This is a genomic window from Rhizobium sp. AC44/96 (genome assembly GCF_001692185.1).
Lineage (GTDB): Bacteria > Pseudomonadota > Alphaproteobacteria > Rhizobiales > Rhizobiaceae > Rhizobium.
The window spans coordinates 148,643-163,497 of record NZ_LXKO01000001.1; the positions used below are offsets into that span (position 1 = coordinate 148,643).

The following is a 14,855-nucleotide window of genomic DNA, read 5'->3' on the forward strand; positions in this document are numbered from 1 at the left end:
AGGCATCCCTGGATTGCGTGATTTTATCGCAATTCTACTTTTGCGGAAATTCTTGATTAACTCTTCCCCGAGGATTCTCGGCGCTTGGAAGATGTTTCTTGTAGTAGCTGTCGCCAGTTAGCTGAAAGCCGGGGAAATCTGCATGTTGATGAAGACCAATACGTCAGGTGTTCTTGGCGATCGACAGGATTTGTATCGTCCGGAAGTGGATGGTCTCCGGGCCGTTGCTGTTCTCCCGGTGATCCTCTTTCACGCGGGCGTTCCGTTCTTCAGTGGCGGCTTCATCGGCGTGGATATATTCTTCGTCATCAGTGGATTCCTCATCACCTCGATCATTGCCCGCGATATCGACAACAACCGGTTTTCGATCATCGATTTTTACGAGCGGCGTGCCCGGCGTATTCTGCCCGCGCTGTTCGTGGTCATCCTCGCATGTCTGCCATTTGCATGGCTGTGGATGCTGCCCATGGCCTACAAGGATTTCTCGCAAAGCCTGATGGCCACGGTCAGCTATGCGTCGAACATCCTCTTCTACATCGAGACCGGCTACTTCGACGTGACGTCGGCACAAAAGCCGTTGTTGCATACCTGGAGCTTGTCGGTCGAAGAGCAGTTCTACGTCGTCTTTCCGCTGCTGCTGCTCGCCATCCTCACATTCGGCCGGCGGCTGACCCTTCCGCTGCTGGCGGGCCTGACGCTTGCGAGCATCCTATGTTCGCAATGGCTGCAATCGATCGATCCCGAGGCCGGGTTTTACATGATCGTTTCGCGTGCCTGGGAGCTTCTTGCCGGGGCGATCGGCGCGCTCGCGCTGCGCAATCGCTCCGCCGAGGCGCTCTCCAGGCATGGTGACTGGTTGTCGCTCGCGGGCCTCGTCCTGATCGTCGGATCGCTGGCATTCTTCCCCGCCGGCGGGCAGACGCCGAGCCTGCTTGTCCTGCCCTGCGTTATCGGTACGGTGCTGGTGCTGATGTTCGCACGCTCGGGCTCGCTTGCCGGCCGTCTGCTCAGCCTCAAGCCGCTGGTATGGGTCGGCCTGATCAGCTACAGCGCCTATCTCTGGCACCAGCCTCTGCTCGCATTCCTGCGGCTCAGAATGTTGAACGAGCCGCCGGTTTGGCTAAGCCTTGCCGTCGCGCTGATGTCCTTGTCGATCGCATGGGCGAGCTGGCGCTATGTCGAGCGCCCCTTCCGGGATCGCAGCAGGGTGAGCCGCAGGACGATCTTTGCCGGCGCGGTTGCCGCAAGCACGGTGATTTTCGTGGTCGGCGCGGCAGGTCAGCTCAAGCAGGGCTTCCCTGGACGGCTTTCGGACGAGGCGCTGAATACCGCGGCGATCTTCAAGGAAGAGAGTGCGATGTTCCAGCCATGCCTGAGCACGGAAAGGAACTATATCGAACCGCAGGATACCTGCCGGCACAACAAGACGCTGCCGGAAACCGTGATGATCTACGGCGATAGCCATGGCGCGGCGATTTCGCTGGAGATGGCCAAGGTCTTCGCTGCGCGAGGCACGGGCGTCCGGCAGTTCACCCATGCCGGCTGCATGCCGGTTCCGGGGCTCGAAAGCTCGATCCCGGGCGAAAGCTGCCTGCGCTTCAACACCGACGCGATGAGCTACCTCGACAGCCACCCGGCGATCGACACCGTCGTGTTGGCTTCACGCTGGACGGCGCATCTCGGCGGCTATCTGTTTAACAACGAAGAGGGTGGCAACGAGGGCACGATCGTTCGCTACATGCAGCTGGTCGCGGGAGAAGCGCCGCGCGACGATTCTGCCGCCCGCATCCGATCGGTTTCCGATCTCGTGCAGCAGCATATCAAGGACCTGCTTGCGCGCGGCAAGAAGGTTGTGCTGGTCTATCAGATCCCCGAAGCTGGCTGGGACGTGCCGGCCTACCTGTCCAAGGAAATGTATTTCGGCCTGAAGCACGACGTCGATCTTTCCACGGCTTCGGCAGTCAACAAGAGGCGCAACGCCGGCTCCGATGCCATGCTCGACGGCATCGGCACTCACCCCAATCTGCTCCGGATCAAGCCAAGGGAGCTGTTCTGCGACACGCTGCAGCAAGGCCGTTGCCTGCTTCAGATGGAAGGCCGCGCGCTTTATATCGATGACGATCACGTAAGCCAGCTGGGCGCCAGCATCATCGCGGGCCGCCTATCCACTGTCGTTGCGTCAAGGCTGTAGCCGCAATCGCTGACAAGTACCCTCCGGAAGTGCAGGTGTGCGACTTGGCAGTCTTGATTTACAAAGCTCTTTGCAAATCGGTAGAGAGACGGACTTGATGGGTGAAAATCCGAAAATTGCATATCTCGTTCCACAATTTCCTGGGCAGACTCACATCTTCTTCTGGCGTGAAATCAACGAGCTGAGGAAACGCGGTGTCGATCTCAGTGTGCTGAGCACGCGTCCGCCTCCGTCCGGTTTGATTTCGCACAGCTGGTCCGCCGAGGCGATGGCGAACACCAAATATCTGGGCCAGCCCGCGCCGATCGCAACCCTGCAGGCACTCTTCTCGCTGCCGTTGCGTAGCCTGATGACCGAGATCAGAAGCGAAGGCGCGGCCGTGGTTCAGGATGCCGTGCTGTGCCTTTCCTCGGCACGGCGGCTCGCCAGACATTGTGCCGCCAACGGTATCGACCACGTGCATGTTCATTCGTGCGGGCGAGCCGCCCTGATAGCGGCGCTCGCCAATCGCATGACTGGTCTTTCCTATAGCCTGACGTTGCATGGACCGATTGCCGATTATGGCGCGGGGCAGGGCTTCAAATGGCGTCGTGCCGCCTTTGCTTCTGTGATCACCAAGACCCTGCTTGACCAGGCACGCCAGGCGCTAGGGCGCGATATGCCTGCCGAGGTGGTAGTGCAGTCCATGGGTGTCGATACCGATAGCTTTGCCCGCAAATCGGCCTACCGGTCGGCTGCGCCCGGCGAGCGGGTGATGATCTTCTCCTGTGGGCGCCTGAATGCCGCCAAGGGTCATCAGGATTTGCTTCAGGCCATTCGCCAGCTGGTCAATGAAGGCATGGATGTCGGGCTGGAGATCGCCGGCGAGGACGACGTGGGCGGGCAGGGATTCCGCGCAGTTATAGAGGCAACCATCCGCGATCTTCAGCTCACCGATCGTGTGAAGCTGCTTGGCGCCGTGAACGAGGCAGAGGTGCGGCGCAGGTTGATGGAGGCGCACATCTTTGCGCTTGCAAGCTGGCAGGAGCCGCTTGGGGTTGCCTATATGGAGGCAATGAGCTGCGAAGTGCCGACAATCGGCACCGACGCCGGCGGTGTCCGCGAGCTTATTACTGACGGTGAAGACGGCATTCTCGTCCCGCCAAGGGATCCTGTGGCACTCGCCGGCGCCATCCGCACCCTTGTCGAGCAGCCTGAACTGGCGAAAAAAATCAGCCTGGCCGGACGAGAGCGAGTTGTCGCCGCCTTCCGCTCCAGCCTTGGCGCTGAAACCCTGATTACCGAGATCGAACGATTGCGTTCGCGCGGACGCGTTCGCTAGCGACAATTCTACCTGCCATCGTAGCATCTTGGAGCTCGCCGCTAGGCTGGCGCAATGTTGTTGCGCGATTGTCGCCTCGCGCTGCCCCGTGGGGCGGTGCGCTATCGTGTGAAATGGTGCAAGGCCGGAGGGAATATCGTGGGTAAGTTTGCTCGGGCGCTTGTTCTTGGCGGATCGGTCGCCGTGCTTGCGAGTTGCGTCGACAATATGCCTGTCCTGACGCCGGTCAACACGCTTGATCCGCCGCTCAATCTGCCCGGCGTCGCACACGCCATCTGCACTGCCGACGGTAATTTCATGTACGAGGAAGCGCGCAGGCAGTACGAGTTGCGGGCGCATATGGCAAACCGCCCGATCGACGCCGCCAATGAGGAGGCGCAAACAAGAGCCGCCGCGCGCCGCCAGTATGTCGCTTGCCTCTCGAGCCAGGGTTATCGCATCGTATATGATCGCTGAGGGGCCGATCTCGCCCTGAAAGGCTCCCTTCGACATGCTGCCCGAACAGCGTGGTGGCATCGCGATCCGCAGGCGCTTGCCGGCTGTAATCACGGCCAGTCGCCGCCGATCACAAGTGCTGGAGGTCGCGTGTGATCGCGGAACTTTACAAGGAAAGAACGCATTTTCTTCATGTAAATCCGAAAGGAGGGTTTATCATGAAAATGCTCAGTTCTGCTTCTCTTGCCCTGCCGCTTGGCGCACTTCTCGCGCTGTCCTTTGCGCCTGCGCAGGCTGCTCCCCTCCAGCAACTTCCGCTACCGAGCACCACAAACGTCGAGTTGGTGCAGTACAACCCGCATGCTGTCTACTGGCACGGCTATCGTGGTTCGCGTGTGGAAAAACCCGGAATGCGGCGCCATTCTGACGGCTATTGGTACCCGCTGGCCGCCTTTGGCGTGGATACCGGCACCACAGGGTCTATCGGTGTTCGGGCCCCCGCTCCAGTGGCACCGCGGCACACCTACTGCCAGAGCACCTTCGGCGGCACAAATGGTGACGGCAGCATGCCTTGCGGCGACGAATGGTGACCGCTGAATGCCTTACGGCAATGGTTGCCAAACGACGGCTTACGAGAGAAAGGGCGGCGGTGTGCCGCCCTTTCTCTGGATCATCCTCAAAACCTTCCTGGATGATTCTTTTGTCGGGACAACGCGCGGGTCTCGGTGGGAGGGAAGCGGAAAAATCTACGTGATGTCGACACGTAGAAGCTGATTTTTGCCCATGGAATTGACCGATTGATCAAAAATGCTGCAAAAATGAGCGGGCGTGGAAAAATAGCGACCATAGCCTTGCGCTCAGTGCATTGCTGCATTGCGGTAATCTCCCTATTCCTGATCGAAACGATGGGCTATCTATGTTCTCGAAGGCAGCGCACTCCTCCTCCCAGCGCTCCTTCATCGGACTGGCAACACTCCTCCTCCCAGTTGTCAGTCAGGATCAAGAGCCCGGTGCACCTCCTCCCGCACCGGGCTCTTTTCTATTCAGCGCACATCTTCCCAGCGGCTGTTTACCAAACCCCACGGTCGTTGCGACCGCGAAATTCTGTCGCTCCGGTTTCGGGTCCGTGGCTTCTTGCGCGTGCAACATCGTCTCCACAAAATTCCGATAGGCAATCGCCGCCATTCTGATATATCAGCTATGAGGGTGACGACGGTTTTGTTGCTGAGCGATGGGCGAAGACATGGTGGATGAACAGAAACGGACGGTCGCGGTTGTCGGCGCTGGCGTGATAGGCGCCGCGATCGCCTTCGAACTGCAGCGGCGCGGCTTTCAGGTGACCCTGATCGACAAGGGGGAACCGGGGCGCGGGACCTCTTATGGGAACATGGCCAGCATCGCGCTCGATTTTGCCGCCGGTTCCGGCCCGACCACCTGGCGCAAGATCCCCGGCTGGCTGCTTGATCCGGAAGGGCCGGTCTGGCTGCGTCCTTCCTATGCGCCGAAGATGTTTCCCTGGTTCCTGCGCTTCATCGCCGCGGGAAGGCCATCCCGTCTGCGCCAGATCGAAGACGCCGGGATGAGCCTGTCGCGGCGTGCGCTGGCTGATTTCCGAGAAATGCTCTCTGCGATCGGCGCGCCGGACCTGATGACCGAAGAAGGTTGCCTGGCGATCTATGAGACGGAAGCCGAATTCGCCGGTGATCGCGGCCATATCGAGATGATGCGCCGCTATGGCTTTGATTTCGAGGTGCTGTCAGGCGCCGCCATCCGCGACCTGGAGCCGACGCTGTCGCCATCGATCGCCAAGGCGGTCCTGCTGCCTGACAACAAGTCGATCCGCAATCCTTATGACCTTGTGGTCAAGCTCGCCGATGCGGCATTCGCACTTGGCGCAGGCTTTCTCTCGGGCGCGGTGCGCAATGTCGAGAAGAGCGACGCCGGAACGGTCGTGCTCCTTGATAACGGTCAGCGCCTGACCGTGGATTCCGTCGTCTTTGCGGCGGGTGTCCAGACCCGCGTCCTGGCGCAAAAGCTCGGCGAGCCGATTCCGCTCGAAACGGAGCGAGGTTATCATACGCAGATCATGAAGCCCGGCGTCTCGATGCGCTACTCGGTGATCTGGCCGCATCGTGCCTTCATGATCACCCCGACAGCGGGCGGCATTCGCGTCGGCGGCAATGTCGAGCTCGCGGGCCTTGATGCGCCGCCCGATTTTCGTCGTCCGCGCGTCCTTGTTCGTCACGCGCAGCGTGCCGTACCGGGGCTGCAGGTCGAGGAAACGACCGAATGGATGGGCCATCGCCCGGCGCTGCCGGACACGATCCCGATCATCTCCGCATCGTCGAAGATGCCCGGCATCTGGTACGCCACCGGCCATGGCCATCTTGGCCTCACCTATTGCGCGACGACGGCGCAGCTGGTTGCGGACATGATGACTGGCGCCAAGCCCGGCGTCGACATGGTGCCGTTCCGTATCGACCGCTATTGAGATCGTCGGCGAAGCGCCGTACGGCAATTTTTATGGGAGTTGACCGATGAGATGGAAACGCACGATCCAGCTACTGGATGTCCACGCGGAAGGTGAAATCGGCAAGGTCGCCATCGGCGGCGTTCCGAAGATTCCGGGTGAGACGGTTGCCGAGCAGCTTCGTTGGCTGAACACGGACCCGAAGGGGCAGGAGTTGCGGCGGTTTCTATGCCTCGAGCCGCGTGGCGCCCCGATCGGCTCTGTCAACCTGTTGCTGCCACCCAAGCATCCGGATGCTGACGCCGCCTTCATCATCCTCCAGCCGGATCAGGCCCATGCGAGCTCCGGTTCGAACTCGATCTGCGTGACGACCGCGCTGCTGGAATCCGGCATCGTGGAAATGCACGAGCCGGAAACCGTCGTCACGCTTGAGACGGCCGCCGGCCTCGTCAAGGCAACGGCGACGTGCCGCGACGGGCGATGTGAAAAGGTGAAGCTCACGATGGTCCCGTCCTTCGTTCACGAGTTGGACGTCGAGATCGATACGCCGCAGTGGGGCAAGATCCAGGCAGACCTTTGCTATGGCGGTATCTTCTACGCGCTTGTCGATGTCGGCCAGATCAATCTCACGATCGAGAAGTCGAATGCCGCAGCGCTGGTTCAGGCGGGCATGGTCCTCAAGGATCTGATCAACCGCAGCGTCTCGGTCGTTCACCCGGAGATCCCGGCGATTTCGGGCGTCGCCTATGTCATGTTCCGCGATATCGAAGCAGATGGCACGGTGCGCACCTGCACGACGATGTGGCCCGGTCGCGCCGATCGCTCGCCCTGCGGCACCGGCAACTCGGCCAATCTCGCGACGCTGCACGCGCGTGGCAGGGCCAAGGTCGGCGACGTCTTCAAGTCGCGTTCGATCATCGATTCCGAGTTCGAGGTTGGTCTCCTGGCGGAAACGACGGTAGCAGGGCGCCCGGCAATCATCCCGACGATCTCGGGTCGCGGCTTCACCTTTGGCCTGTCGCAGGTCGCGCTTGATCCATTCGATCCGCATCCGGGCGGTTTTGCCCTGACGGACGTCTGGGGTCCGTCGGCCGGCGAGATCTGACGGTCAGTAGCCGAACGGGTCGATCTCATCCTTTCCGAGGGAATGGTCGCCCGTCGCCTTTGGATAGATAACGCCCTTGCGCAGAATGATATTGGCGTAGAGCCGAGGCTCGCTTGTCTGGACAAGGGCGTGCGCGGCGCGGACGCGCCCGTAGAACTCCTGCCCGACGAGCGGCACCACCTGGCGATGCGGCTCATAATGGGCGCAGCAGTCGATCATTTCCTCATGCACAGGATCGAGCTTGTCACGGTCCGCCTTCACGGTGGAGCGGAAGATCGCTTCCTGCACGAAGTCGTCGATCGGAAGGACGCTCAGGATCGCATCGAGAACGGGAATGATGCGGTGGCCGTCAAGGCGGATCAGCCGCCGTGCGTCCTCGACGCCGGGATAGTTGCCGTCGACAATCGCGATTTCGTCGCCATGCCCCATGCTGCGCAGCGTCGATAGCAATTCCGGGCTCAGCAGGGGGTTAAGTCCCTTCAGCATTGTCGACCTCCTTGAAGAGTACGTTCTGGTCCGTGAGATAGCGCGCAAAGATCGGCAGGCTGGCGCCACCGATGGCGCGCGCTTGCGCGCCGACCGCCCCCTCGATGATGTCGGGCATCACGACGCCCTGCAGGTCCAGCTTGTCGGCTTCGGCAATCGTCGCCCGCACGATGCGCTCGCGCACCCAGGCGGGAAAGCCGCCGTCGATGACCGCGGCGCTGAAGTCGATGATGGAAGCTGCCGCGACGATCCCCTGTGCCAGCGCCTTCGCAGCATCCTGGATCCACTCTTCCAGTGGCTCGCCGAAATCGACCCAGTCGTCGGCCGAATACCACAGCGGCTGCGGATCGATCCCGCGCTCGCGAAGCATGTTTTCGAGCACGAAGATGGAGGCGACCTCGAGAAGCTGCAGCGTTTCGCCGTTCTTGCCGCGAACGGGCAGGGGGCCGATGGCGCCTGCCGTGCCGGTGCGGCCTGAAAAGATCGCCGAGTTGAGAACGATGCCGCCGCCGATGAACGAGCCGATGAAGAAATAGACGAAGTCGGGGTAAGAGGGGCCGACGCCGAACACCAGCTCCGCGCCGCAGGCGCTGGTCGCGTCGTTCTGCAGGAAGACCGGATGGGCAATGCGCGATGCGACCTCGGTCTGCAGGTCGACGTCGCGCCAGACGTCCATCGCGCCCTTGGGTGAGCCGACCTCTTCTTCCCAGTTCCAGAGTTCGAAGGGGGCCGCGATGCCCACCCCGGCAATGCGGCTGCGCTGGCCTTCGTCGAGGCGGGCCTCCAGCTCCTGAATCCCCGTGGTGATGAAGTTCAGAAACTCCTCGGGCAGCGGATAGGAATAGGTCTGGCGCTTTTGCATCCTTATGCGGCCGACGAAGTCCATCAGCACGAGATCGGCGCTGCGGCGTCCCATCTTCACGCCGAAGGAGTAGACGGCATCGGGATTGAGCCGCATCGGAATCGACGGCTGCCCGACACGGCCGCGCACCGGCTCACCGCGCGACAGCAGCCCTTCCTTCTCCAGCGCCCGCATGATCACCGATACGGTCTGCGCGGAAAGACCCGTACGACGTGCGATATCCGCCTTCGACTGGGAGCCGTAAAGGCGCACCAGCGACAGCACAAGCCGTTCGTTGTAGGCGCGCACCCTGATCTGGTTCGCGCCGCCGGCCGGACTGAGAATCGGCAGCTGGGCCGGTGTCTGAACCGGAGCCCCTATGGACGACATTGGCCACTCCTCCCGTTTATTGGCCTATGCGCTATTTTCGACGAGCATGCCACAGCGAATTAATAATTCAATTGGATTTATTTATTGACAAGCCAAATTCTTTTGCCCTTAATTAGCCCTGTCAACGGCGCGGACCGGGTCAGGAGAGGCCACCGGCGAAGTCCGAATACCAGGTTCGCGCTCGTGAAATTGCGGTTTGCCATGGGGCGGCCGATATAACTCTGGGAGGAGTCAATGAAGAAATCAGTGCTTTCCGCAGCGCTCGGCGCGCTGGCCCTCGGTGTCGCATTCTCGGCACCGGCAATGGCGGCCGATGTTTCCGCCTGCCTGATCACCAAGACTGATACCAACCCCTTCTTCGTCAAGATGAAGGAAGGCGCGACGGCCAAGGCCAAGGAGCTGGGCGTTAACCTCAAGGCCTACGCCGGCAAGATCGATGGCGATAGCGAAAGCCAGGTTGCCGCGATCGAAAGCTGCATCGCCGATGGCGCGAAAGGTATTCTGATCACCGCGTCCGACACCAAGGGTATCGTCCCGACCGTCAAGAAGGCACGCGACGCGGGTCTCCTCGTAATCGCCCTCGACACGCCCCTTGATCCGGCGGACGCCGCCGATGCGACCTTCGCCACCGACAACCTGCTCGCCGGCAAGCTGATTGGCCAGTGGGCCAAGGAAACCATGGGCGACAAGGCCAAGGATGCCAAGGTCGGCTTCCTCGATCTGACGCCATCGCAGCCGACCGTCGACGTTCTGCGCGACCAGGGCTTCATGATCGGCTTCGGCATCGACCCCAAGGATCCGAACAAGATCGGTGACGAAGACGATCCGCGTATCGTCGGTCACGACGTAACCAACGGCAACGAAGAAGGCGGCCGCAAGGCCATGGAAAACCTTCTCCAGAAGGATCCGAGCATCAACGTCATCCACACGATCAACGAGCCAGCCGCGGTTGGTGCCTATCAGGCGCTGAAGGCCGTCGGCATGGAAAAGAACGTGCTGATCGTCTCGGTTGACGGCGGCTGCCCGGGCGTCAAGTCCGTCGCTGATGGCGTCATCGGCGCGACCTCGCAGCAATATCCGCTGATGATGGCCGCTCTCGGCGTCGAAGCGATCAAGAAGTTCGCCGACAGCGGCGAAAAGCCGAAGCCGACGGAAGGCAAGTCCTTCTTCGACACCGGCGTATCCCTCGTCACCGACAAGCCGGTTTCCGGCGTCAAGTCGATCGACGTCAAGGAAGGCACTGCGAAGTGCTGGGGCTAAGCCCCGCGATCTAGCATCACTGCCGGCCGGGGCTTGACCCCGGCCGTTCTCGACCCGACCATCAGCTGTTGTCTCAAGAACCGGCGTAGCAAGACCGGAATGGAAGAGCGCACCAGCTTCCGCGCGCGGTTCGGCGCGAAAGCGGAGGAGGAAAAATGACCGGAGCACAAGAATTCGAGCGGGTTCTCGACGGCAGCGACAAGAACGTCGCGTCGTTCGATCATCAGGACGTCTCACTTTTAAAGCGCGCCCAGCACTTCCTGCATTCGACCCCGGCGGCGGTGCCGTTGATCGTGCTGGTGCTATCAATCATCATCTTCGGCATCGCGATCGGCGGGCGGTTCTTCTCGTCCTATACGCTGACGCTTATCCTGCAGCAGATCGCCATCGTCGGTATTCTCGGCGCGGCCCAGACACTGGTTATTCTGACGGCGGGCATCGACCTGTCGATCGGCGTCATCATGGTGATCTCAGCCGTCATCATGGGCAACTGTGCCATCACCTACGGCATTCCCACGCCGATTGCCGTGCTCCTCGGGATGGTCGTCGGCGGCCTGTGCGGCCTGCTCAACGGCTTCCTCGTCGCCTACATGCGATTGCCGCCCTTCATCGTGACGCTCGGCACCTGGAATATCGTCATGGCGACGAACTTCATCTATTCGGCCAATGAGACGATACGCGATACCGACGTCGACGCGCAGGCGCCGATGCTCCACCTTTTCGCGATCAGCTTCCGGGTTGGCAGCGCGGTTCTGACACTCGGCGTCATCGCCATGGTGCTGCTGGTTCTCGGTCTCTGGTACATCCTCAATCACACGGCCTGGGGACGGCATGTCTATGCCGTGGGCGATGATCCGGAAGCCGCGAAGCTGTCCGGTATCCAGACCAAGACCGTGTTGCTGACGGTCTATACGATTTCGGGCGTCATCGCTGCCTTCGCCGCCTGGGTCTCGATCGGCCGCAACGGTTCGATTTCGCCGTCATCCGCCGTCACCGACTATAATCTCCAGGCAATCACCGCGACCGTGATCGGCGGCATCTCGCTCTTCGGTGGCCGCGGCTCCATCTTGGGTACTCTCTTCGGCGCCATGATCGTCGGCGTTGTCTCCATGGGTCTCAACATGCTGGGCGCGGATCCGCAGTGGAAGGTGCTGCTGACCGGCGTGCTTATCATCGCCGCAGTCGCGATCGACCAGTGGATCAGAAAGGTGTCGGTGTAATCATGGCAAACGAACCCATCCTTTACGCACGCGGACTGGTCAAGCGTTACGGCCGCGTCACGGCGCTCGACAATGCCGACTTCGATCTCTACCCGGGCGAAATCCTGGCGGTGATCGGCGACAACGGCGCCGGCAAGTCATCGTTGATCAAGGCGATTTCGGGCGCGATCACGCCTGATGATGGCGAGATCAGGCTTCAGGGCAAGCAGGTGCAATTCAAGTCTCCGATGGAAGCCCGCGAGGCCGGCATCGAGACTGTGTACCAGAACCTTGCCCTGTCTCCGGCTCTGTCGATCGCGGACAACATGTTCCTCGGTCGCGAGATCCGTAAACCCGGCGTGCTCGGCAGCGTCTTCCGTATGCTCGATCGCCCCGAGATGGAAAAACGCGCCCGAACGAAGCTGTCGGAATTGGGCCTGATGACCATCCAGAACATCAATCAGGCGGTCGAAACGCTCTCTGGTGGCCAGCGCCAGGGTGTCGCCGTAGCGCGTGCCGCTGCGTTCGGTTCCAAGGTCATCATCCTCGACGAGCCGACGGCGGCTCTCGGGGTGAAGGAGAGCCGCAAGGTTCTCGAGCTGATCCTCGATGTCCGTTCCCGCGGCATTCCGATCGTGCTGATCTCGCACAACATGCCGCATGTCTTCGAAGTGGCGGACCGCATCCACATCCACCGGCTCGGCCGTCGCTTGACGGTCATCGACCCCAAGGAATACACCATGTCGGACGCCGTCGCGTTCATGACCGGCGCCAAGTCTGTTCCAACGGAGCCGGTTGCTGCATGAGCGACAACATCAAGGATATCGCCGGCGAGGTTGTGACCCGCGCCGGCGACGCGAAGCGTTTTCTCGTCGCCATTGCCGGTCCGCCCGGCGCCGGTAAATCCACCATGGCTGACAATCTCGCCGACGCGCTGCGCGCCATCGGCCAGAGCGCGGAAGTCCTGCCCATGGATGGCTTCCACATGGACAATGCGATCCTGATCGAGCGTGGCATGCTGGCGCGCAAGGGCGTGCCCGAAAGCTTCGATGTCAGGGGTTTTCTGGATATCATTCGCGCCGTGCAGCGAGCCGATCAGGAAGTGCTGGTACCGGTTTTCGATCGGTCACGCGAGCTTGCCATTGCCTCGGCCCGTGCCGTTTCGCCCGAGCACCGCTTTATCATCGTCGAGGGCAACTACCTGCTCTTCAGCCAGGGAAAATGGGCGGAACTGGAAGGTGTGTTCGGGTACTCGATCATGCTCGCGCCGCCGATCGAGGTTCTCGAAGAGCGCCTGTGGGCGCGCTGGCGAGGCTACAAGCTCAGCGAGGAAGAGGCGAGCGCCAAGGTTTATGGCAACGATCTTCCGAACGGGCGCCTGATCCTCGGCAATCGCCGCCCTGCGGATGTAACGCTCGAAATCGCCTGACGTCCCACAACATTGCAAGCGTCAGCGAATCGTTGCAAGCTTAACCAGCTGCAACTTTGAATTTTGTTGCCTTGGGGGAAGCTGATGGATTTCACGGAAGCCGTTACGTCCGTTTTCTCGAACTATGCGGTGTTCAAAGGCCGCGCCCGCCGCTCCGAATTCTGGTGGTTCACACTTTTCAGCGTCCTCGCCTCCTTCGTTCTGGCGTTTGTCGACTACCTTCTGTTCGGTCACGAGATCCTCAGCACCCTGTTCGCACTCGGAACACTGCTGCCGATGCTGGCGGTCACCGTTCGACGTCTCCATGATGTCGATCGGTCCGGCTGGTGGATCTTCATTGGCCTGATCCCGCTCATCGGCGCCATCATACTTCTCTACTGGTACATCAGCGAAGGCACCCCCGGCGCGAACCAGTTCGGGCCCCCGGCCTGACTTTTTGCTGGCAAACTGTTTGCCAGAAGAGGTGGCGGAGTGATAATGCCGCGGGCGAGCCTTACAGGTCAGCCTTGCCGGAGTTACAGCCATGCAATCGATCACCATCCGCCGCCCTGATGACTGGCACCTTCACCTGCGCGATGGCGCGATGCTCGAAGGCGTGATCGGCGACACAAGCCGCGATTTCGCCCGCGCGATCATCATGCCGAACCTGGTTCCGCCTGTCGTCACCACCGCGGACGCGGAAGCCTATCGCAGCCGCATCATGGCGGCGCTGTCGGAGGGCGATCGTTTCCAGCCTTTGATGACGCTTTACCTCACCGAACACACCAACCCCGACGACGTCGAGGCGGGCAAGACGAGTGGATTGATCACCGCAGTCAAGCTCTACCCGGCCGGCGCAACCACGAACTCGCATGGCGGCGTGCGCGATATCGAAAAGGCAATGCCGGTTCTGGAGCGTATGGCGAAGATCGGTCTTCCGCTCTGTGTCCACGGGGAAGTGACCACGCCGGAGGTCGATATCTTCGATCGCGAGGCGGTCTTCATCGACACGGTGCTCGATCCGCTGCGCAAGCGGTTGCCGGAACTCAAGGTGACAATGGAACACGTCACGACGGCCGATGGCATCGACTACATCAAGTCGGCAAAGGCCAATCTCGCCGGTTCGATCACCACGCATCACCTGATCATCAACCGCAACGCCATCCTGGTTGGCGGCATCCGCCCGCATTACTACTGCCTGCCTGTCGCCAAGCGGGAAAATCATCGCCTGGCTCTTCGCGCCGCAGCCGTCAGCGGCGATAGCCGCTTCTTCCTCGGAACCGATTCCGCGCCGCATGTCGATCCGCTGAAGGAATGCGGTTGCGGTTGTGCTGGCATCTATACGTCGATCAATACGATGAGCTGCCTTGCGCATGTCTTCGAACAGGACAATGCGCTCGACAAGCTTGAGGCTTTCGCATCGCTGAACGGCCCTGCCTGGTATGGCCTGCCGGCCAACGAAGAACGGATCACGCTCGTCAAGCATGCCGAGCCTCTGGTACTTCCCACGAAGAGAGAAACGGGCGCCGGTCCCGTGACTGTTTTCGATCCGATGTTCCCGCTGCACTGGGATATCGAACGTTAGTATATATTTATACTCGACGATTTTGACCGTGTTATTCATCCATTGCAGCAAGGAAAACTTCTTGCTGCAAAACTTATGCTTTAAATACATGATTTCTTAACGGAATTCGTAAGACATTCGTTTTGGGGGCGTAAACTGTTTCCAATAACGAGGGCGCGGCAGAA

The 14,855-nt window shown here is 60.9% G+C and carries 14 protein-coding genes; 12 read left to right on the top strand and 2 right to left on the bottom strand.

Annotation, left to right across the window (positions count from 1 at the left end):
* Positions 1-142: 142 nt before the first annotated feature.
* The 6 genes from A6U87_RS00710 (at position 143) to A6U87_RS00735 (ending at position 7,522) form a co-directional block, all read left to right on the top strand.
* A complete protein-coding gene (locus A6U87_RS00710; RefSeq protein WP_065689333.1) occupies positions 143-2,191 on the top strand; it encodes an acyltransferase family protein in 2,049 nt (682 codons plus the stop codon).
* A gap of 97 nt (positions 2,192-2,288) precedes the next feature.
* Positions 2,289-3,512, top strand: coding sequence for an exopolysaccharide biosynthesis GT4 family glycosyltransferase EpsE (epsE, locus tag A6U87_RS00715; RefSeq protein ID WP_065689334.1), 1,224 nt, complete (start codon positions 2,289-2,291; stop codon positions 3,510-3,512).
* A gap of 207 nt (positions 3,513-3,719) precedes the next feature.
* Positions 3,720-3,968 (top strand): hypothetical protein, encoded by a 249-nt coding sequence (locus tag A6U87_RS00720; RefSeq protein ID WP_244499421.1) that lies wholly within the window; start codon positions 3,720-3,722, stop codon positions 3,966-3,968.
* A 197-nt stretch (positions 3,969-4,165) separates the two neighbouring features.
* Positions 4,166-4,537, top strand: coding sequence for a surface protein (locus tag A6U87_RS00725; RefSeq protein WP_065690190.1), 372 nt, complete (start codon positions 4,166-4,168; stop codon positions 4,535-4,537).
* A gap of 653 nt (positions 4,538-5,190) precedes the next feature.
* Positions 5,191-6,438, top strand: a complete 1,248-nt coding sequence (locus A6U87_RS00730; RefSeq protein ID WP_065690191.1) for an FAD-binding oxidoreductase — start codon at positions 5,191-5,193, stop codon at positions 6,436-6,438.
* A 46-nt stretch (positions 6,439-6,484) separates the two neighbouring features.
* Positions 6,485-7,522, top strand: coding sequence for a 4-hydroxyproline epimerase (locus tag A6U87_RS00735; protein WP_065689335.1), 1,038 nt, complete (start codon positions 6,485-6,487; stop codon positions 7,520-7,522).
* A 3-nt stretch (positions 7,523-7,525) separates the two neighbouring features.
* Here A6U87_RS00735 and A6U87_RS00740 read toward each other — a convergent pair whose 3' ends face one another.
* Positions 7,526-8,008 (bottom strand): RbsD/FucU family protein, encoded by a 483-nt coding sequence (locus tag A6U87_RS00740; protein WP_065689336.1) that lies wholly within the window; start codon positions 8,006-8,008, stop codon positions 7,526-7,528.
* Positions 7,992-9,239, bottom strand: a complete 1,248-nt coding sequence (locus tag A6U87_RS00745) for an ROK family transcriptional regulator (protein ID WP_065689337.1) — start codon at positions 9,237-9,239, stop codon at positions 7,992-7,994. The genes A6U87_RS00740 and A6U87_RS00745 overlap by 17 nt, the downstream gene beginning before the upstream one ends.
* 234 nt (positions 9,240-9,473) lie before the next feature.
* Between A6U87_RS00745 and A6U87_RS00750 the strand changes: the two genes are divergently transcribed.
* The 6 genes from A6U87_RS00750 (at position 9,474) to pyrC (ending at position 14,691) form a co-directional block, all read left to right on the top strand.
* Positions 9,474-10,499: a sugar ABC transporter substrate-binding protein gene (locus A6U87_RS00750; protein ID WP_065689338.1), complete on the top strand. Its 1,026-nt coding sequence runs from the start codon at positions 9,474-9,476 to the stop codon at positions 10,497-10,499.
* A 155-nt stretch (positions 10,500-10,654) separates the two neighbouring features.
* Positions 10,655-11,719, top strand: coding sequence for an ABC transporter permease (locus tag A6U87_RS00755; protein ID WP_065689339.1), 1,065 nt, complete (start codon positions 10,655-10,657; stop codon positions 11,717-11,719).
* 2 nt (positions 11,720-11,721) lie between these two features.
* Complete coding sequence (locus A6U87_RS00760; protein WP_065689340.1) at positions 11,722-12,504, top strand: ATP-binding cassette domain-containing protein; 783 nt, start codon at positions 11,722-11,724, stop codon at positions 12,502-12,504.
* On the top strand, positions 12,501-13,127 hold the full coding sequence (locus A6U87_RS00765) for a nucleoside triphosphate hydrolase (RefSeq protein WP_065689341.1): 627 nt from the start codon (positions 12,501-12,503) through the stop codon (positions 13,125-13,127). The genes A6U87_RS00760 and A6U87_RS00765 overlap by 4 nt, the downstream gene beginning before the upstream one ends.
* 84 nt (positions 13,128-13,211) lie before the next feature.
* Positions 13,212-13,559: a DUF805 domain-containing protein gene (locus tag A6U87_RS00770; protein ID WP_065689342.1), complete on the top strand. Its 348-nt coding sequence runs from the start codon at positions 13,212-13,214 to the stop codon at positions 13,557-13,559.
* A 91-nt stretch (positions 13,560-13,650) separates the two neighbouring features.
* Complete coding sequence (pyrC, locus tag A6U87_RS00775) at positions 13,651-14,691, top strand: dihydroorotase (RefSeq protein ID WP_065689343.1); 1,041 nt, start codon at positions 13,651-13,653, stop codon at positions 14,689-14,691.
* Positions 14,692-14,855: the final 164 nt, after the last annotated feature.

Bases quoted from the DNA above. Each gene is read 5' to 3' on its own strand.
- A6U87_RS00710 (WP_065689333.1), top strand. From the start codon at position 143: ATGTTGATGAAGACCAATACGTCAGGTGTTCTTGGCGATCGACAGGAT.
- epsE (WP_065689334.1), top strand. From the start codon at position 2,289: ATGGGTGAAAATCCGAAAATTGCATATCTCGTTCCACAATTTCCTGGG.
- A6U87_RS00720 (WP_244499421.1), top strand. From the start codon at position 3,720: ATGCCTGTCCTGACGCCGGTCAACACGCTTGATCCGCCGCTCAATCTG.
- A6U87_RS00725 (WP_065690190.1), top strand. From the start codon at position 4,166: ATGAAAATGCTCAGTTCTGCTTCTCTTGCCCTGCCGCTTGGCGCACTT.
- A6U87_RS00730 (WP_065690191.1), top strand. From the start codon at position 5,191: ATGGTGGATGAACAGAAACGGACGGTCGCGGTTGTCGGCGCTGGCGTG.
- A6U87_RS00735 (WP_065689335.1), top strand. From the start codon at position 6,485: ATGAGATGGAAACGCACGATCCAGCTACTGGATGTCCACGCGGAAGGT.
- A6U87_RS00740 (WP_065689336.1), bottom strand. From the start codon at position 8,008: ATGCTGAAGGGACTTAACCCCCTGCTGAGCCCGGAATTGCTATCGACG.
- A6U87_RS00745 (WP_065689337.1), bottom strand. From the start codon at position 9,239: ATGTCGTCCATAGGGGCTCCGGTTCAGACACCGGCCCAGCTGCCGATT.
- A6U87_RS00750 (WP_065689338.1), top strand. From the start codon at position 9,474: ATGAAGAAATCAGTGCTTTCCGCAGCGCTCGGCGCGCTGGCCCTCGGT.
- A6U87_RS00755 (WP_065689339.1), top strand. From the start codon at position 10,655: ATGACCGGAGCACAAGAATTCGAGCGGGTTCTCGACGGCAGCGACAAG.
- A6U87_RS00760 (WP_065689340.1), top strand. From the start codon at position 11,722: ATGGCAAACGAACCCATCCTTTACGCACGCGGACTGGTCAAGCGTTAC.
- A6U87_RS00765 (WP_065689341.1), top strand. From the start codon at position 12,501: ATGAGCGACAACATCAAGGATATCGCCGGCGAGGTTGTGACCCGCGCC.
- A6U87_RS00770 (WP_065689342.1), top strand. From the start codon at position 13,212: ATGGATTTCACGGAAGCCGTTACGTCCGTTTTCTCGAACTATGCGGTG.
- pyrC (WP_065689343.1), top strand. From the start codon at position 13,651: ATGCAATCGATCACCATCCGCCGCCCTGATGACTGGCACCTTCACCTG.